The 16548-nt window shown below is 73.6% G+C and carries 15 protein-coding genes; 9 read left to right on the forward strand and 6 right to left on the reverse strand.

Annotation, left to right across the window (positions count from 1 at the left end; all coding sequences use genetic code 11):
• Together AB0C87_RS15870 and AB0C87_RS15875 are read right to left on the reverse strand one after the other, a co-directional pair.
• Positions 1-837 (reverse strand): ABC transporter permease subunit, encoded by an 837-nt coding sequence (locus tag AB0C87_RS15870; RefSeq protein WP_360578108.1) that lies wholly within the window; start codon positions 835-837, stop codon positions 1-3.
• A 35-nt stretch (positions 838-872) separates the two neighbouring features.
• Positions 873-1793 carry an ABC transporter ATP-binding protein gene (locus AB0C87_RS15875; protein ID WP_360578110.1) on the reverse strand — a complete coding sequence of 307 codons (921 nt, stop codon included), beginning with the start codon at positions 1791-1793 and terminating at the stop codon, positions 873-875.
• Positions 1794-1880: 87 nt separating this feature from the next.
• Between AB0C87_RS15875 and AB0C87_RS15880 the strand changes: the two genes are divergently transcribed.
• The 9 genes from AB0C87_RS15880 (at position 1881) to AB0C87_RS15920 (ending at position 13362) form a co-directional block, all read left to right on the forward strand.
• On the forward strand, positions 1881-2351 hold the full coding sequence (locus AB0C87_RS15880; protein WP_345181404.1) for a MarR family transcriptional regulator: 471 nt from the start codon (positions 1881-1883) through the stop codon (positions 2349-2351).
• A 163-nt stretch (positions 2352-2514) separates the two neighbouring features.
• A complete protein-coding gene (locus AB0C87_RS15885; protein WP_345181401.1) occupies positions 2515-2655 on the forward strand; it encodes a hypothetical protein in 141 nt (46 codons plus the stop codon).
• Positions 2652-2741 (forward strand): K(+)-transporting ATPase subunit F, encoded by a 90-nt coding sequence (kdpF, locus tag AB0C87_RS15890; protein WP_345181398.1) that lies wholly within the window; start codon positions 2652-2654, stop codon positions 2739-2741. The genes AB0C87_RS15885 and kdpF overlap by 4 nt, the downstream gene beginning before the upstream one ends.
• The gene (kdpA, locus tag AB0C87_RS15895; protein ID WP_360578112.1) at positions 2741-4408 is read left to right on the forward strand and encodes a potassium-transporting ATPase subunit KdpA; all 1668 of its coding nucleotides are present in this window, start codon (positions 2741-2743) and stop codon (positions 4406-4408) included. Before kdpF ends, kdpA begins: the two co-directional genes overlap by 1 nt.
• The gene (kdpB, locus tag AB0C87_RS15900; protein WP_353833241.1) at positions 4408-6567 is read left to right on the forward strand and encodes a potassium-transporting ATPase subunit KdpB; all 2160 of its coding nucleotides are present in this window, start codon (positions 4408-4410) and stop codon (positions 6565-6567) included. The genes kdpA and kdpB overlap by 1 nt, the downstream gene beginning before the upstream one ends.
• A gap of 7 nt (positions 6568-6574) precedes the next feature.
• Positions 6575-7474 (forward strand): potassium-transporting ATPase subunit C, encoded by a 900-nt coding sequence (locus AB0C87_RS15905; protein ID WP_360578192.1) that lies wholly within the window; start codon positions 6575-6577, stop codon positions 7472-7474.
• Between the two features lie 2 nt (positions 7475-7476).
• Positions 7477-10011 carry an ATP-binding protein gene (locus tag AB0C87_RS15910; protein ID WP_360578115.1) on the forward strand — a complete coding sequence of 845 codons (2535 nt, stop codon included), beginning with the start codon at positions 7477-7479 and terminating at the stop codon, positions 10009-10011.
• 118 nt (positions 10012-10129) lie between these two features.
• Entirely contained in the window at positions 10130-12688 is a 2559-nt protein-coding gene (locus AB0C87_RS15915) for a DUF4118 domain-containing protein (RefSeq protein WP_360578117.1), read from the forward strand.
• A complete protein-coding gene (locus tag AB0C87_RS15920; protein WP_360578119.1) occupies positions 12685-13362 on the forward strand; it encodes a response regulator in 678 nt (225 codons plus the stop codon). Before AB0C87_RS15915 ends, AB0C87_RS15920 begins: the two co-directional genes overlap by 4 nt.
• Before the next feature lie 42 nt (positions 13363-13404).
• Here the strand turns inward: AB0C87_RS15920 and AB0C87_RS15925 are convergent, their stop codons facing one another.
• The 4 genes from AB0C87_RS15925 to AB0C87_RS15940 all read right to left on the reverse strand — a co-directional run bounded on the left by AB0C87_RS15925 (position 13405) and on the right by AB0C87_RS15940 (position 16427).
• Entirely contained in the window at positions 13405-13980 is a 576-nt protein-coding gene (locus AB0C87_RS15925; RefSeq protein WP_345181382.1) for a hemerythrin domain-containing protein, read from the reverse strand.
• Between the two features lie 96 nt (positions 13981-14076).
• Positions 14077-15219: an oxygenase MpaB family protein gene (locus AB0C87_RS15930; RefSeq protein WP_360578121.1), complete on the reverse strand. Its 1143-nt coding sequence runs from the start codon at positions 15217-15219 to the stop codon at positions 14077-14079.
• Positions 15212-16195: a polyprenyl synthetase family protein gene (locus AB0C87_RS15935; protein ID WP_345181376.1), complete on the reverse strand. Its 984-nt coding sequence runs from the start codon at positions 16193-16195 to the stop codon at positions 15212-15214. The genes AB0C87_RS15930 and AB0C87_RS15935 overlap by 8 nt, the downstream gene beginning before the upstream one ends.
• Positions 16188-16427, reverse strand: coding sequence for a hypothetical protein (locus AB0C87_RS15940; RefSeq protein WP_360578123.1), 240 nt, complete (start codon positions 16425-16427; stop codon positions 16188-16190). Before AB0C87_RS15940 ends, AB0C87_RS15935 begins: the two co-directional genes overlap by 8 nt.
• Between the last annotated feature and the right edge of the window lie 121 nt (positions 16428-16548).

Below are 16548 nucleotides of genomic sequence, written 5' to 3' on the forward strand. Positions count from 1 at the left end.
TCAGCGGCCGAGGTCGCGGCGGCCGAACCGCCAGGCTCCGAGGGCGACGAGCGTCGCCGCGACGACGGCCAGGACGGCCGCGTCGGCGAGCCGGAAGCCGTTCTTCAGCGGTTCGCCGCCGATGTAGTAGTGGAAGGGCGTGAGGGCGCGGAGCCGGTCGGCGCCGATCTGGGCGGCGAAGCCGTTCAGGGCGTAGGTCAGTACCCCTGTTCCCGCGGTGACGCCGAAGACGAAGGCGCGGCCCTTGCCGGTGGCCGCGCCGAGAGCGGTGGACAGGGCGCCGAAGACGAGTGCCAGCAGCGCCAGGTTGAGGGTCTGCGCGGTGAAGCCGGAGACGGCGACGGACTCCAGTCCCGCGCTCGTGCGGACGGCGAGCATCGCGCCCAGCACCGCACCGGCGATGGCGACGGCTCCGGCGGCGAGTGCGGCGAAGCGGTGCAGCAGCAGGCGGGTGCGGCCGATCGGATGGGCGAGCAGCAGGTCCAGGTAGCCGGACTCCTCGTCGGCGGAGATCATGCGGGCGCCGGTGGCGGCGCCGTAGAACGTGGCCAGCAGCGGCACGAGAAGCCCGAACACGGCGCCCTGGAGGTAGCCGGCGGCCGAGGTGAGGTCGTCGAACCCGAACCCGCTCATGGCGGCGGGCACGCTGTCGGCGGCGTCCGCGGTGACCTGCGGGTAGAAGCCGGCGTACGCCGCGGCCAGCAGGCCGGTGGCCAGGGCCCAGGCGGTGAGGACGCGCCGGTTGTCGAAGAGCGTCCTGGCGAACATCGTGCGGCTGAACACACGGGCGGGGCCGGAGGCTCCGGGAAGAACGGCGCCGGCGGGGGTGGTGGTCATGGTCTCGTCCTTGGAAGGGGGTCGGTCGTGGCCGGTCAGGCGGCGGGGACGGCGTCGTCCTCGCCGGTGTAGTAGGCGTGGAAGAGCTCTTCGAGGTCCTGCTCGTCGGCGTGCAGGCGGGTCACGGTGTGCCGGGCGGCGGCCTTGACCAGGGCGTCGGGGCTTCCGTCCACGCGGCAGGTGAGGACGCAGCCGCTGCCGGCGGGCTCCACCTCGGCGCCGGTGACGCCGGGCAGGGCCGCGAACTCGGCGCCCGCGACCGGGGCGGCGAAGCCGATCCGGACGCGCAGGGAAGAACGGGCGCGCAGGCCGGCGATGGTGTCGGTGGTGACGAGGCGCCCCTGGCGGATGATGGCGACCCGGTCGGCGACGGCCTCCACCTCGCTCATGATGTGGCTGGACATGAAGACCGTCTGCCCGGCGTCGCGGGCCTCGGCGACCATCTCCAGGAACGTCTGCTGCACCAGCGGGTCCAGGCCCGAGGTGGGCTCGTCCAGGATCAGTAGTTCGGGATCGTGCATGAACGCCTGGACCAGGCCGACCTTCTGCCGGTTGCCCTTGGAGAGGCTGCCGATGCGGGCCGCCAGGTCCAGGTCCAGCCGCTCGGCCAGACCGGCGATCCTGCGGGCGGGGACGCCGCCGCGCAGGCCGCCCAGGAAGGTCAGGCATTCCCCGGCGCGCTGGCGGCCGTCGGCGACGAAGTCGCCGGGCAGGTAGCCGACGCGGCGGTGCAGTTCGACCGCGCCGGAGCGCGGGTCCAGGCCGAGCACCCGGGCGGTGCCGGAGGTGGGACGGATCAGATCCAGCATCAGCCGGATGGTGGTGGACTTCCCGGCGCCGTTGGGGCCGAGGTAGCCGAGCACCTCCCCGGCGCCGACCCGCAGGGACAGGCCCGTCAGGGCGCGCCGTGAGCCGTAGTTCTTGGTGAGCCCGGTCAGCTCGATCACCGTGTGCATGGCTCGAAGCTATCAGAAGTTTCAAAGATTTCTGAAAACTCTGAGCTGTTAAGCTCTGCTGGAGATCGCGGAGGAGAGGGGAGCATCGTGGCCGACACGGGCGAGGCCGCCGAACGGCTGGCGCTGACCCTGTCCCAGGGGGGTCTGCAGAAGGCGACCGCGCGGGTGCTGGCGGCGCTGATGTTCGCCGAGACCGACAGTGTGACCGCTCCCGAACTGGCCGAGCGGCTCTCCATCAGCTCCGGGTCGGTGTCCGGAGCGATCAAGATGCTGTCCACCGTGGGGCTGATCGAACGGGTCCCGGCCCCGGGCAGCCGCCGGGAGCACTACCGGCTCCGCGAGGGCGCCTGGGCCACGCTGATGTCCACGCAGAACGGGCTGATCCAGGCCATGTTCGAGGCCGCCGACCAGGGCATCGCCGCCGCGGGCCGTGACAGCCTCGCCGCCGGCCGCCTCGGGGAGATGCGCGACTTCTACGGCTTCATGTTCCGCGAGATGCCCGCCCTGGTCGACCGCTGGCGGGCCGAGTACCCCCGCCGGCGGGCCGAGGGCCGGTAGCGCCCGGGGCGAGGGAACGAGCGTTCTCGGCGCACGCCGGAATCCCAGGGCGTTAAGGAAGCGTTAAGCGCGGCCTCCCGCGCGCTAAGAACGCGTCAACGGTTCGGAGAAGTGCCGGGCAAGTGCCGTTTACTGCCTGATGCACCCCCAAAGCGGGTGCGGTGTGACGAGCACCCGGCGCTCCGTGGCGGCATTCCGCCGCCCTCCAAGGAATCGAGAAATGTCAGATCTGGCGTTCATCCTGCTGACGGTGGCGGTCTTCGCCCTGTTCGCGCTGGTCGTGAAGGCGGTCGAGCGGCTGTGACCGCGGAGAACGGAATCGGCCTGACGCTGGCCGTACTGCTGGTCGCCTTCCTGGTCGCGGCCCTTCTTTTCCCGGAGCGTTTCTAGTGAGCCCGACGGTCGCCGGGGTCCTTTTCCTCGGCTCTCTCCTGCTCGCCCTCGCTCTGACGTACAGGCCGCTGGGCGACTATATGTACAGGGTCTATTCCGGGACGCGGCATTCGCGCGTGGAGAGGCTGCTCTACCGGCTGATCGGAGTCGATCCCGAAGCCGAGCAGAGGTGGGGCGTCTACGCGCGCAGCGTCCTGGCCTTCTCGGTCGTCGGCGTGCTGTTCCTCTACGGCTTCCAGCGGGTGCAGAACCACCTCCTTCTCAGCCTGGGGTTCGACCCGGTCAAGCCCGACCAGGCCTGGAACACCGCGGTCAGCTTCGTGACCAACACCAACTGGCAGTCGTACGCGGGCGAGTCGACGATGGGCCACCTGGTGCAGATGGCCGGGCTCGCGGTGCAGAACTTCGTCTCGGCGGCCGTGGGCATGGCCGTGGCCGTCGCGCTGGTGCGCGGATTCGCGCGCCGCAAGAGCGATCACCTCGGCAACTTCTGGGTCGACCTGACCCGAGGGTCACTGCGGATCCTGCTCCCCATCGCCTTCGTCGGCGCCGTCGTCCTGGTGTCCGGCGGGCTGGTCCAGAACTTCTGGGACCCCGCGCACCACACGGTGGACACGGTCGCCGGGGGCGCCCAGACGCTGACGGGCGGCCCGGTGGCCTCCCAGGAAGCGATCAAGGAACTCGGGACGAACGGCGGCGGCTTCACCAACGCCAACTCCGCGCACCCCTTCGAGAACGGCGCGGCGTGGACGAACTGGCTGGAGATCCTGCTGATCCTCCTCATCCCGTTCGCGCTGACCCGGACCTTCGGCCGCATGGTGGGCCAGCCGCGGCAGGGGTACGCGATCGCGGCGGTCATGGGCCTGCTCGCCCTGGTGAGCGTCTCGCTCACCATGGTCTTCCAGGGCCTGCACCACGGGACGGTCCCGACCGCGGTCGGCGCGGCCACGGAGGGCACCGAGGCGCGCTTCGGGGTGCTGAACTCCGCGGTGTTCGCCGCGGCGACCACGCTGACGTCGACCGGCGCCGTGGACTCCTTCCACGACTCCTACACCGGCCTCGGCGGCATGATGACGCTGGTCAACATGATGCTGGGCGAGGTGGCGCCCGGCGGCGTCGGCTCGGGCCTGTACGGGATGCTGGTCCTCGCCGTGATCACGGTGTTCGTGGCGGGGCTGATGGTCGGCCGCACACCCGAGTACCTGGGCAAGAGGATCGGCGCGCGGGAGATCAAGTTCGCCGCGCTGTACTTCCTGGTCACGCCCGCGCTCGTGCTCGCCGGGACCGCCGCGGCGATGGCGACCGGCAGCGGCCGCGCGGGCCTGCTGAACTCCGGCCCGCACGGGCTGACGGAGGTCCTGTACGCGTTCACCTCCGCGTCCAACAACAACGGCTCCGCGTTCGCGGGCCTCACGGTCAACACCGTCTGGTACGACACGGCGCTGGGGCTCTGCATGGCCCTCGGCCGGTTCCTGCCCATCGTCTTCGTGCTCGCCCTGGCCGGCTCGCTGGCCCGCCAGGGGCACACCCCCGAATCGGACGGCACCCTGCCCACGCACCGGCCCCAGTTCGTCGGGCTGGTCGCTGGCGTCACCGTCGTCCTCGTCGCGCTCACGTTCCTGCCCGCGCTCGCGCTCGGGCCGCTGGCAGAGGGAATCCACTGATGGCCACGACGCAGACCGCGCGGACGCCCGCGCAGTCGCCCGCCCCCGAACCCTCGGGCCGTGCCCGGGGCGCCCTGCTCGATCCGCGGCAGATGCTGCGGTCCCTGCCGGACGCGCTCCGGAAACTGGATCCCCGGACGCTGTGGCGGAACCCGGTGATGCTGATCGTCGAGATCGGCGCCGTGTGGTCCACGGTCCTGGCGGCCACCGATCCGACCTGGTTCGGCTGGCTGGTCGTCGCCTGGCTGTGGCTCACGGTGGTCTTCGCCAACCTGGCCGAGGCGGTGGCCGAGGGCCGCGGCAAGGCCCAGGCGGACACGCTCCGGCGGGCCCGGCGGGACATGACGGCCCGGCGCCTGGCCGGCTGGCGGCCCGGGGCGGTGGACGTGCGCGAAGAGCCGGTCCCCGCGCCCGAGCTCGCGCAGGGCGACATCGTGGTCGTCGAGGCCGGGCAGACCATCCCGGCGGACGGCGACGTCGTGGACGGCATCGCCAGCGTGGACGAGTCGGCGATCACGGGGGAGTCGGCCCCGGTGATCCGGGAGTCGGGCGGCGACCGCAGCGCGGTGACCGGCGGCACCCGGGTGCTGTCGGACCGCATCGTGGTGCGGGTGACCCAGAAGCCCGGCGAGAGCTTCATCGACCGGATGATCGCGCTGGTGGAGGGTTCGAGCCGGCAGAGGACGCCGAACGAGATCGCGCTGAACATCCTGCTCGCCGCGCTGGCGGTCGTCTTCCTGCTCGCCACCGCGACGCTCCAGCCCCTGGCGATCTACTCCAAGGACACCAATCCCGGAGTGCCGGACTCGCCGGCCCTGGGTGCGGACGGGGTGACCGGGATCGTGCTGGTGTCGCTGCTGGTGTGCCTGATTCCGACGACGATCGGTGCGCTGCTGTCGGCGATCGGGATCGCGGGCATGGACCGGCTGGTCCAGAGGAACGTGCTGGCGATGTCGGGGCGCGCGGTGGAGGCGGCGGGCGACGTCAACACCCTGCTGCTGGACAAGACCGGCACCATCACCCTCGGGAACCGGCAGGCGGCCGAGTTCCTTCCGCTCGACGGAGTGGGGGAGGACGCGCTGGCCGACGCGGCGCAGCTGTCCAGCCTCGCCGACGAGACGCCCGAAGGTCGTTCGGTGGTGGTCCTCGCCAAGCAGCGGTACGGACTGCGCGAGCGCACCCCCGGGGAACTGTCCCACGCCGAGTGGGTGCCGTTCACCGCCCAGACCCGCATGTCGGGCGTCGACCTGGACGAGGGGACGAAGCGGTCGCTGCGCAAGGGCGCGGCCGGCGCGGTCACCGACTGGGTCCGCCGGGAGGGCGGGACCGTGCCGCCGATGCTCGGCCAGATCGTCGACGGCATCTCCGCCTCCGGCGGGACACCGCTCGTGGTCGGCGAGGCCGCCGGCAGGGGAGCGCGCGTCCTGGGGGTGATCCACCTCAAGGACGTGGTCAAGGAGGGCATGCGCGAGCGGTTCGCCGCGATGCGGGCCATGGGCATCCGCACCGTCATGATCACCGGGGACAACCCGCTGACCGCCCGGGCGATCGCGGACGAGGCGGGCGTGGACGACTTCCTCGCCGAGGCCCGGCCCGAGGACAAGCTCGCTCTGATCAAGAAGGAGCAGGAGGGCGGCCGCCTCGTGGCGATGACGGGGGACGGCACCAACGACGCCCCCGCCCTGGCCCAGGCCGACGTCGGGGTGGCGATGAACACCGGCACCTCCGCCGCCAAGGAGGCCGGGAACATGGTCGACCTGGACTCCGACCCGACCAAGCTGATCGAGATCGTCCAGATCGGCAAGCAGCTGCTGATCACCCGCGGGGCGCTGACCACGTTCTCCATCGCCAACGACATCGCCAAGTACTTCGCGATCATCCCGGCGTTGTTCGTGAGCCTCTTCCCCGGCCTGGACGCGCTCAACGTCATGCGGCTGGCCAGCCCGCAGTCGGCGATCCTGTCGGCCGTGGTGTTCAACGCCCTGATCATCGTCGCGCTGATCCCGCTGGCGCTGCGCGGGGTGAGGTACCGGCCGAGCAGCGCCTCACGGCTGCTGTCGCGCAACCTCCGCGTCTACGGGCTCGGCGGCATCGTCGCGCCCTTCGCCGGCATCAAGCTCATCGACCTCATCGTCCAGTTCCTTCCGGGGATGTCCTGACATGCGTATGCCAATCTGGATCCGCCGGCATGTGGCCGCGGTCCGGGCGTTGCTCGTCCTCACCGTCGTGCTCGGCGTCGCCTACCCGCTCGCCGTCTTCGCGGCCGCCCAGCTCCCGGGCCTGAAGAGCCGGGCCGACGGGAGCATCGTGAAGACCGCCGACGGCCGGGCCGCGGGCAGCGCGCTCATCGGCCAGTCCTTCACCGACAAGGACGGGAACCCGCTCGGGCAGTACTTCCAGAGCCGCCCCTCCGCCGCAGGCGACGGCTACGACCCGACCTCGACGGGCGCGAGCAACCTCGGGCCCGAGGACGTCCTCGACACCCTCGCCGACCCGGCCGCCGGGGTCGAGGGCGGGCAGAGCCTCCTCACCCAGGTCTGCTCGCGGAGCAAGGCCGTCGGCGATCTCGAAGGCGTGGACGGCGGGCGGCCGTACTGCACGCCCGACGGGGTGGGCGCGGTGCTCAAGGTGTTCGGGACGCGGGCGCCCGACGGCGCCGTCCCGAAGCCCTCCCGGGTCGTCAGCGCCAACCAGGCCTGCCCCGCCGTGCCCTTCGTGGCCGTCTACAGGGGGGTCCGGGTCGAGTGCGCCAGGCGGGGTGAGGACCTCGCCCGGGGCCTGACCGTCCCGGTCAGGGGGAGCGCGCACGAGAGGCCGCAGGTGCCGCCCGACGCCGTCACGGCGAGCGGCAGCGGCCTGGACCCGCACATCACGCCCGCCTACGCGAGGCTCCAGGCGCCGCGGGTCGCCAAGGCCCGCGGCATCTCCGAGGCGCGGGTCCTGGCGGCCGTCCGGCACAACCAGACCGGCCGTGCGCTCGGCTTCATGGGGGAGCCGGTGGTGAACGTCCTCCGTCTCAACCTCGAACTGGACCGCGACCACCCCGTCGGCGCCGGGAGGGGCTGATCATGACGCGCGGGCGGCTCCGCGTCTACCTCGGGGCCGCCCCGGGCGTGGGCAAGACGTACGCGATGCTCGCCGAGGCGCACCGGCGGCGGGCCCGCGGCACCGACGTCGTCGCGGGGTACGTGGAGACCCACGGCCGGCCCCTGACCGCGGAGCGGCTCGCCGGGCTGGAGACGCTGCCCCGCAGGACGGTGGAGTACCGCGGGGCGGCGTTCACCGAGCTCGACACCGAGGCCGTGATCGCCCGGCGCCCGCGGGTCGTGCTCGTCGACGAGCTCGCGCACACCAACGTGCCCGGCTCCCGGCACGCCAAGCGCTGGCAGGACGTCGAGGAGATTTTGGACGCCGGGATCGACGTCGTCTCCACCGTCAACGTCCAGCACCTGGAGTCGGTGAACGACGTCGTCGAGCAGATCACCGGCGTGCCGCAGCGCGAGACCGTCCCGGACGAGGTCGTCCGCCGCGCCGACCAGGTCGAACTCGTCGACATGACCCCCGAGGCGCTGCGCCGCAGGATGGCGCACGGCAACGTGTACGCCCCCGAGAAGGTCGACGCCGCCCTCGGCAACTACTTCCGCGTCGGCAACCTGACCGCGCTCCGGGAGCTGGCGCTGCTGTGGCTGGCGGGCAAGGTCGACGACCAGCTCGACCGCTACCGCGCCGACCACGAGATCGACGGCATCTGGGAGGCGCGGGAGCGCGTCGTGGTCGCGCTCACCGGCGGGCCGGAGGGCGACACCCTGATCCGCCGCGCCGCCCGCGTCGCCGCCCGCACCAAGGGCGCCGACCTGCTGGCCGTCCACGTCCTGCCCGGCGACGGCCTCACCGGCGCCGATCCCGCGCACCTCGTGCGGCAGAGGGCCCTCGTGGAGAACCTCGGCGGCACCTACCACCAGGTCGTCGGCGACGACGTCCCGTCCGCGCTGCTGGACTTCGCGCGGGGCGTCAACGCGACCCAGCTGGTGCTGGGCGCCTCCCGGCGGGGCCGGGTCGCCCAGCTCTTCTCCCGGGGCGTCGGCGTGACGACGACCGCCCACTCCGGCCCGATCGACGTCCACCTGGTCACGCACGAGGAGGTCAGCAAGGGACGCCGGGCCCGGCCGTCGCGCGGCGGCCTCACCCGCCGGCGGCGCACCGCGGGCTTCACGATGGCCGCCGCGCTTCTTCCGCTGCTCACCCTGGTGCTCCACCACCTGCAGGGGGAGTTCTCCCTGCCCAGCGACATCCTGCTGTTCCTCGTCCTGGTCATCGGGGTCGCGCTGGTCGGCGGCCTGTATCCCGCGCTCTTCACCGCGGTGTTCGGGTCGCTCCTGCTGAACTTCTACTTCACGCCGCCGCTCAACCGGTTCACGATCTCCGAGCGGGAGAACCTGCTGGCCCTGGTGGTCTACGTCGTCGTGGCCGCCGCCGTCAGCGCCGTGGTCGACCTGAACTACCGGCGCAGCCGCGAGGCGGCCCGGACCCGGACCGAGGCCGAGGTCCTGTCCGCCCTCGCGGGCGGGGTGCTGCGCGGCCAGAGCACGCCGCGCGACATCCTGGAGGACCTGCGGCAGACCTTCGGGCTCACGGCGGTGACCCTGCTGGAGCGCGAGCCGGAGTCCGCCGGGACGCTCGGCTCGCAGGGCGATCCGGGCCGCTGGCGCATCGTGTCGACGGCCGGGGGCCCGCCCTGCACCGCCCCGAAGGCGGGCGAGACCGGGATCCCGATCGACGACGACCTCGTCCTGGTGCTGCGCGGCCGGACGCTGCGGGCCGAGGACCGCCGGGTGGTGGAGGCCTTCGCGGCCCACGCCGCGGCCGCGCTGCAGCAGCAGCGGCTGACCGCCGAGGCCGAGCGGGCGCGTCCGCTGGCCGAGGCCGACCGGGTCCGCACCGCCCTGCTCAACGCCGTCGGCCACGACCTGCGGACCCCGCTGTCCTCGGCGAAGGCGGCCGTGGACAGCCTGCGCAGCCCCGATGTCACCTGGATCGAGGAGGACCGGGACGAACTGGTCGACACCGCCGCCGAGTCCCTGGCGCGGCTCGACCGGCTCGTGGCCGACCTCCTCGACATGAGCCGGCTGCAGGCCGGCGTGCTCGGCGTCGTCGCGCGGCCCCTGGCGGTCGAGGACGTCGTGCCCCGCGCCGTGGCCTCCCTCGACCACCCCGGCGCGGCCGGGGTGCGCATCCGGATCTCCGGCGGGCTGCCCGAGGTGCCGGCCGATCCGGTCCTGCTCCAGCGGGTGCTGGCGAACCTGATCGCCAACGCCGTCCGCCACAACCCTCCCGGGGAGCGCGTCACGGTGACCGCGAGCGCCCACGCGGACCGGGTCGAGCTGCGGGTGATCGACCGCGGTCCCGGAATCCCCGCGTCCGAGAGGGACGCGGTCTTCGCGCCCTTCCAGCGGCTGGACGACCGCGGCGACGGTGCCGGTGTCGGCCTCGGGCTGGCGCTGGCGCGGGGGATGACCGAGGCGATGGGGGGCACCCTCCTTCCCGAGGAGACTCCCGGCGGCGGGCTGACCATGGTGGTCACCCTGCGGACCGGCGGCCGTTAAGAAAGCGTCAAATCCCGGTCCGCGGGGACGGACCGCGCAGGGCCGCCCACCGGGCTTTGCTAGATTTCGCCAGGCCTCATAAAGGGACAATTCAGGCGAGGGGGAGGCGGCGCTCGGCATGGGCAGGCGGGGCGCATGGCGCATCTATCTGGGCGCGGCGCCCGGGGTGGGCAAGACCTACGCCATGCTGAACGAGGGCCGGCGGCGCGCCGGGCGCGGCACGGACGTGGTCGTCGGGCTCGTCGAGACCCACGGGCGCTCCCGGACGGCCGAGCAGATCGGCGACCTGGAGGTCGTCCCGCCCCGCCGCACGCGCCACCGGGGGGCGCGGCTCACCGAGCTGGACGTGGACGCCCTGCTCGCCCGCCGTCCCGAGGTCGCGCTGGTCGACGAACTGGCCCGCGCCAACGCGCCGGGAGGCCGCAACGCCCACCGGTGGCAGGACATCGAGGAGCTCCTGCGGGCGGGCATCGACGTGGTCTCCACCCTCAACGTCCAGCACCTGGAATCGCTCAGCGACGTCGTGGAGGGCATCACCGGGGTCCGGCAGGGCGAGACCGTCCCGGACGCGGTCGTCCGGCGGGCGGACCAGATCGAGCTGGTCGACATGACCGCCGAGGCGCTCCGCCGGCGGCTCGCGCACGGGAACGTCCACGCGCCGGACGAGGCCGCCCTGCCGCCCGGCTACTTCAGGACGGGCAACCTCAGCGCCCTCCGCGAGCTGGCGCTGCTGTGGGTGGCCGGCCGCGTCGACGAGGGGCTGGCCCGCTACCGCGACCAGCACGGCATCACCGAGCCCTGGGAGGCGCGCGAGCGCATCGTGGTGGCGCTGGGCGGCGGCCCGGAGGGCGATGCGCTGCTCCGCCGCGCGGCCCGCATGGGCGCCCGGGCCGGGCGCGCGGACCTCCTCGCCGTCCGGGTGGTGCGCAGCGGCGGTCTCGACGAGGGCTCCGCGGCCGCGGTCGCGCGCCAGCGCGCCCTGGTGGAGAGCATGAACGGGACGTTCCACCAGGTGGTGGGCGACGACGTGGCGACGGCGTTGCTGGAGTTCGCCCGCGGCGTCGACGCCACGCAGCTCGTCGTGGGGGCCGGGCGCCGTTCCGGCCGGCGGCGGATCCTCGCTCACGGGATCGGGAGCGCCGTGGCCAGGGAGTCCGGTGACTTCGACGTCCACATCGTCGGCCACGAGCACGCCGGGAGGCGCGCCGGCGCCACCCGCGCGAGCGGCCCGGCGCTGAGCCGCCGGCGCAGAGGGGCGGGCTGGGCGCTCGCCCTCGCCGGCCCCCCGGCGCTGACCGCCCTGCTGGCCGGGACGGGCCTGCGGTTCGGCCTGGTCATCGACATCCTGCTCTACCTGGTGCTGGCCGTCGGAGTCGCCCTCGCCGGAGGGCTGTGGCCGGCGGTGGCCGCCGCGGTGCTGGGCAGCCTGCTGGCCAACTGGTTCTTCACCCCGCCCTTCCACACCCTCACCATCGGCGACCGCGACAACGCGCTCGCGCTGGTGATCTTCGTCGGGGTGGCGGCGGCGGTCGCCTCGGTGGTCGACCTGGCCGCGCGCCGAGCCCGGCAGGCGGCGCAGAGCGGCGCGGAGGCCGAGACCCTGAGCATGCTGGCGACCAGCGTGCTGCGCGGCGAGAAGGCGCTGCCCGCCCTGCTGGAGCGGGTCCGCGAGACCTTCGGCGTGACCTCGGTCGCGCTGCTGGAGCGGGCGGGGGACGGCTGGACCGTCCTGGGGTCGACCGGCTCCGACCCGTGCCCCGACCCCGACCGGGCCGACGCGCAGGCCAGGGTCGGCGCGGGCGAGGGCGCGGACCGGAGCGGCGAGACCGTGCTGGCCCTGCGCGGGCGCGTCCTGCCCGCCGCGGACCGGCGGGTGCTGTCGGCGTTCGCGTCCCAGGCCGCCGCCGCGCTGGAGTGGCGGCGGCTGGCCGAGGAGGCCGGGCAGGCGCGGCGCCTCGCCGAGGGCAACAAGATCCGTACCGCGCTGCTCGCCGCGGTCTCCCACGACCTGCGCACCCCGCTGGCCTCGATCAAGGCGGGGGTGAGCAGCCTGCGCCAGACCGACGTCGACTGGGACCCCGAGGACGAGGCCGAACTGCTGGCCACCGTCGAGGAGTCGGCCGACAGGCTCGACGGCCTCATCGGCAACCTGCTCGACATGAGCCGCCTGCAGACGGGCGCCGTCTCCCCGCTGACCCAGCCGATCGCCCTGGAGCAGGTGGTGGCGCCCGCCCTCCAGGGCGTCCCGGCCGGCCGCGTCGAGGTGGACGTCCCGGAGACGCTCCCGCCGGTCCTCGCCGACGCCGGGCTGCTGGAGCGGGCGCTGGCCAACGTGGTCGAGAACGCCGTCCGGCACAGCGCGGGCGCCGTCACGCTGCGGGCCGGCGAGGTGCGGCCCGACCGGGTCGAGATCAGGGTCGCGGACCGGGGCCCGGGGGTGCCGGAGGCGGCCAAAGAGCAGATCTTCGCGCCGTTCCAGCGCCTCGGGGACTCGCCCCGGGGCACTGGGGTGGGGCTGGGCCTGGCCGTGGCCAGGGGGTTCACCGAGGCGATGGGCGGCGCCCTGCGGGCCGAGGACACCCCGGGAGGCGGCCTCACCATGGTCTTCGCGCTGCCGGCCGCCGGCGCGTGCGGGGACGGCTCCGCGGCCGGCGGCGAGGACGGGGGGCCACGGTGACGCGCGTACTCCTCGTCGAGGACGAGCAGCAGCTCGTCCGGGCGCTGCGCATCAACCTGCGGACGCGCGGCTACGAGGTGGACACCGCGCCCGACGGCCGCACCGCCCTGGACCTGGCCGCCCGGCGCCGGCCGGACGTGGTGGTGCTCGACCTCGGGCTGCCCGACATGGACGGCGTCGAAGTGATCCAGGCGCTGCGCGGCTGGCTGAACGTCCCCATCCTCGTCCTCTCCGCGCGGCACGCCTCCGACGAGAAGGTCCGGGCCCTGGACACGGGGGCCGACGACTACGTCACCAAGCCGTTCGGCATGGACGAGCTCCTGGCCCGCCTCCGCGCGGCGGTCCGCCGGGCCGCCCCGGCCGAGCCGGCCGCCGCCGTGGTGGAGACCGGGGCCTTCACCATCGACCTGGGCGCCAAGCGGGTGACCAGGGCGGGCCGGGAGGTCCGCCTGACGCCCACCGAGTGGAACATCCTGGAGGTCCTGGTCCGCAGCCCCGGCGCGCTGGTCGGCCAGCGGCAGCTCCTCCACGAGGTGTGGGGTCCCGCCTACGACAAGGAGACGAACTACCTGCGCGTCTACCTCGCCCACCTGCGCCGCAAGCTGGAGCCCGACCCGGCGCGCCCCCGCTATCTGATCACCGAGCCGGGCATGGGCTACCGCTTCGAGCCCTGACCCGCGACGGCGCGGCGAGGACCGTCCGGTTTCCGCCGTTCCTCAGCCCTGCCGCCTGCCGACGGCCTTGCGGATCGCGTCCCGGGTGCGGTCGGCGACGGCGGCGAACGGCCCCGCCACCAGGTTGGCGGGGGCGGACTCGAACCCGACGTGCGGCCGGGTGGGGGCCACGGCTTCGGCGGCCTTCACCGCGGTGGCCATCCTGCGCAGATCCTTCTCGGTGGCATGCCGCCGGATCTGGGGGAACTCCTCTTCCTCCTCGTGCCGGGCGTGGTCCATGACGGACAGGCGCAGGTCGCCGAGCCGCTGGAGGAAGTCGGAACTCGTGGGGCCGAAGTAGTCGACGTCCGACAGGAGTTGCTTGGCCTGGTTCTCTTCGGCCAGGCGGGCGGCGACCACGTCCTGGCCCCGATCGATGTGACGGCGGGCGAAGGGGTGCACGACCTCCTCCTCGGCGGTCTCGTGCACGGCCAGCAACCGGCGCAGCCGGTCGAAGGCCTCGGCCCGCTCGTGCCCGGCGGAGGCCTCGACCCGGTCGAACAGCCGCCGGATCTCCGAGTGCTGCCTCAGCAGGAGGTCGACGACGTCGCCGGGCGCGGCTTCTGATCGCTCACTCATCTTCCCCCCTGGAGAGTCGACGGCGATGGTTGGCCCCTGCCCCTCCTGCGCCGTCGAAACATCCTCCCCGGTACGCCGGACGCCGGTCGCGCACGGTCAGAGGGCGGGGCCGGGCGGTGTCCAGCGGGCGTTCTTCGAGGGGACCCCGAAGTCGGATTTGAGTTCCTGCGGGATGGCGTAGTGCATGACGCGCCCGCGCGTCAGGGAGGACAGTTCCAGCATGGTGACCAGGTGGCCGAGCCGGTCGGAGATGTGCTCGGCCCACGGCCCGCGGTCCTCGACCCATTCCAGGGCGCCCAGCAGGGCCGGGGCGAGCCCGATGAAGGAGTCGAACCGCGAGCGGGGGACCTGGAGCCAGTCCGCGGACGTGTCGCCGATGAGGTAGCGGATGAGCGCGGGCACGATCGGGTCGAGCAGCGTCCCGGGGACGACCTCCTCGTACATGTCGATCAGCTGCCGGGTCAGGTGCGCCCCCTCGGGGGAGGGGCCCATGTGGCGCACCATGTACCGGTCGGAGAACTCCCGGGCCGCCTCCAGGTCCGGGGGGATGGTCGCGGGGTCGATGCCGAGGATCGTGCCGACGACGCGCCAGGCGTAGTAGTAGGCGCCCGCGCCTTCGGCGGTGATGTGGACCCCCATGCGGTGCAGGGCGTCCAGGACCTGGATGCTGAACATCATCAGCCCGCCGAGCATGTCCTCCTGGCAGATCGCGACGGGCTCGGGCCAGCGGTTCTCCTCCCTCAGGTGGCGGCGGATGGAGGCGTGCAGGAGCCGGACCTTCTGCGCCGCCGGCAGGAACCGCCCGCCGGCCTGGAACGCGTCGGGCCGCATGAGGTAGACGGTGAACTGCCCGGTCTCGGCCATGCGGCGGGAGGGGTAGGCCAGCGAGTGCGTGGCCGACAGGAGCCTGGCCACGTGCGGGACGACGTAGCAGGCCGGCATCGCCGCGAACGACAGGGCGGTGGAGACGTGCACGTCGTTGTCGACGAAGAACTGCCGCGCCTGCTCCATGACGCCCCAGTCGACCCAGTCCGGCGGGGTCGCCGTCGCCTCGAGGTAGTCGCGCGCCGCGTCGGGCAGGCCGTCGGGAAGCGCTTGGCCGGAGGTCGTGAACCAGCGCATGAGGGTGTTGTACCTGCCCACCTGCCCGCCGCCGAACAGCGCTTCGACGGTCGCGTCGGCGAGCGGGTCGCCCTTCAGCCGCAGGGCGTCCATGTACCGGTCGGTGTACTCAGTCATCGGCGGTCACCTCGCTGATCAGTTGGGCCAGGGCGTCGGCGGCGTCGGGCCGGAAGCCGGCGAGCGCCGCGCGCGCGGCGTGCGCGCGTTCGTCGATCATCTGCCGGACGCGGTGCGGCGCCCGGGCGCGGAGCATGATCTCCCGGATCTCGGCGGCGCCGGCCGGGGTGAGCGGTCCGTCCAGCAGGTCCCGCAGGCGCCGGCGGTCGGGCTCGCACGCCTCGGTCAGGGTCAGCGCGAGCAGGGCGGTGGGCTTGCGGCCGGCCAGGTCGTCCAGCGGCGACTTGCCGGTCCGGCGCGGGTCGCCGAACACGCCCCACAGGTCGTCCCGCAGCTGGAACGCCTCGCCGAGCGGCCGGGCGTAGGCGGCCAGCGCGTCCAGGGTCGGCGCGGCCGCCCCGCCCAGCACCGCGCCGATCCGCACGGGCCCCTCGACGGTGTAGGAGCCGGTCTTGAACCGCACGATCGTCAGCGAGCGGGCCACGTCGGGCGCCGCCCCGGTCCGCAGGATCTCCAGGCACTCGCCCGCCACCAGCTCGCGGCCCATCGCCGTCCACAGCGGCACCGCCCGGCCGAGGAAGGCCCGCGGCAGGCCCGAGGAGTGGAACAGCTGCGCGGCCCACGCCACCAGAAGGTCGCCGACCATGATGGCGAGGCCGTCGCCGAGCCGCTCGTGCGCGCTCGGCCGCCCGCGCCGCATCGGGCTGCGGTCGATGACGTCGTCGTGGACGATCGCCGCCGCGTGCACCAGCTCCAGCGCCGCCGCCGCGCGCACGGCGGCGTCGGTGTCGGGCTGTCCCGCGGCGCGCCACCCCCAGTAGCAGAACGCCGGGCGGATCCGCTTGCCCCCGCCGACCGAGACGCGCAACTGGTCGGCGACGGGCGCCAGCTCGCCGTCCAGGGCCAGCAGCTCGGCGACCTCCGCCTCGACGAACTCCTCCAGCGCCCGGTCGACGCGGGTCCGGAGGTCAGCCATCCTGGAGCCGTGCGGCGGCCTGACGGGCCAGGATCTCCATGTGCGCCTCCGGAGCCGCGCCGTTGCGCCGCAGCGCCAGCTCACCGCGTGCGCGGAGCTCCTGCCGCACCTCCGCCGGACCGGACATGCGCCGGGTCAGGCCCCGCAACCCCTCCGCCACCACGTCGGCGACCCCGGCCGCCAGGCAGAGCACCTCGTTTCGCGAACCGGCTCTTCCGTCAAACTCCGCCATCGTCACCTTCCGCTCCCTTGTAGTCGCAGTCAGTGATATCAGGAAAGCGGTGGGTCACCCCCGAAACGGGATGGCAGGACTGCCTCGCCGCCGCACAACGGAATAGTCACTCCCCGGCCGT

The sequence above is a fragment of the Actinomadura sp. NPDC048021 genome (assembly GCF_040653135.1).
GTDB classification, from domain to species: domain Bacteria; phylum Actinomycetota; class Actinomycetes; order Streptosporangiales; family Streptosporangiaceae; genus Spirillospora; species Spirillospora verrucosospora.

Coding starts and splice junctions, on each gene's coding strand:
- AB0C87_RS15870 (WP_360578108.1), bottom strand. CDS start 837: ATGACCACCACCCCCGCCGGCGCCGTTCTTCCCGGAGCCTCCGGCCCC.
- AB0C87_RS15875 (WP_360578110.1), bottom strand. CDS start 1,793: ATGCACACGGTGATCGAGCTGACCGGGCTCACCAAGAACTACGGCTCA.
- kdpB (WP_353833241.1), top strand. CDS start 4,408: ATGGCCACGACGCAGACCGCGCGGACGCCCGCGCAGTCGCCCGCCCCC.
- AB0C87_RS15905 (WP_360578192.1), top strand. CDS start 6,575: ATGCCAATCTGGATCCGCCGGCATGTGGCCGCGGTCCGGGCGTTGCTC.
- AB0C87_RS15910 (WP_360578115.1), top strand. CDS start 7,477: ATGACGCGCGGGCGGCTCCGCGTCTACCTCGGGGCCGCCCCGGGCGTG.
- AB0C87_RS15915 (WP_360578117.1), top strand. CDS start 10,130: ATGGGCAGGCGGGGCGCATGGCGCATCTATCTGGGCGCGGCGCCCGGG.
- AB0C87_RS15925 (WP_345181382.1), bottom strand. CDS start 13,980: ATGAGTGAGCGATCAGAAGCCGCGCCCGGCGACGTCGTCGACCTCCTG.
- AB0C87_RS15930 (WP_360578121.1), bottom strand. CDS start 15,219: ATGACTGAGTACACCGACCGGTACATGGACGCCCTGCGGCTGAAGGGC.
- AB0C87_RS15935 (WP_345181376.1), bottom strand. CDS start 16,195: ATGGCTGACCTCCGGACCCGCGTCGACCGGGCGCTGGAGGAGTTCGTC.
- AB0C87_RS15940 (WP_360578123.1), bottom strand. CDS start 16,427: ATGGCGGAGTTTGACGGAAGAGCCGGTTCGCGAAACGAGGTGCTCTGC.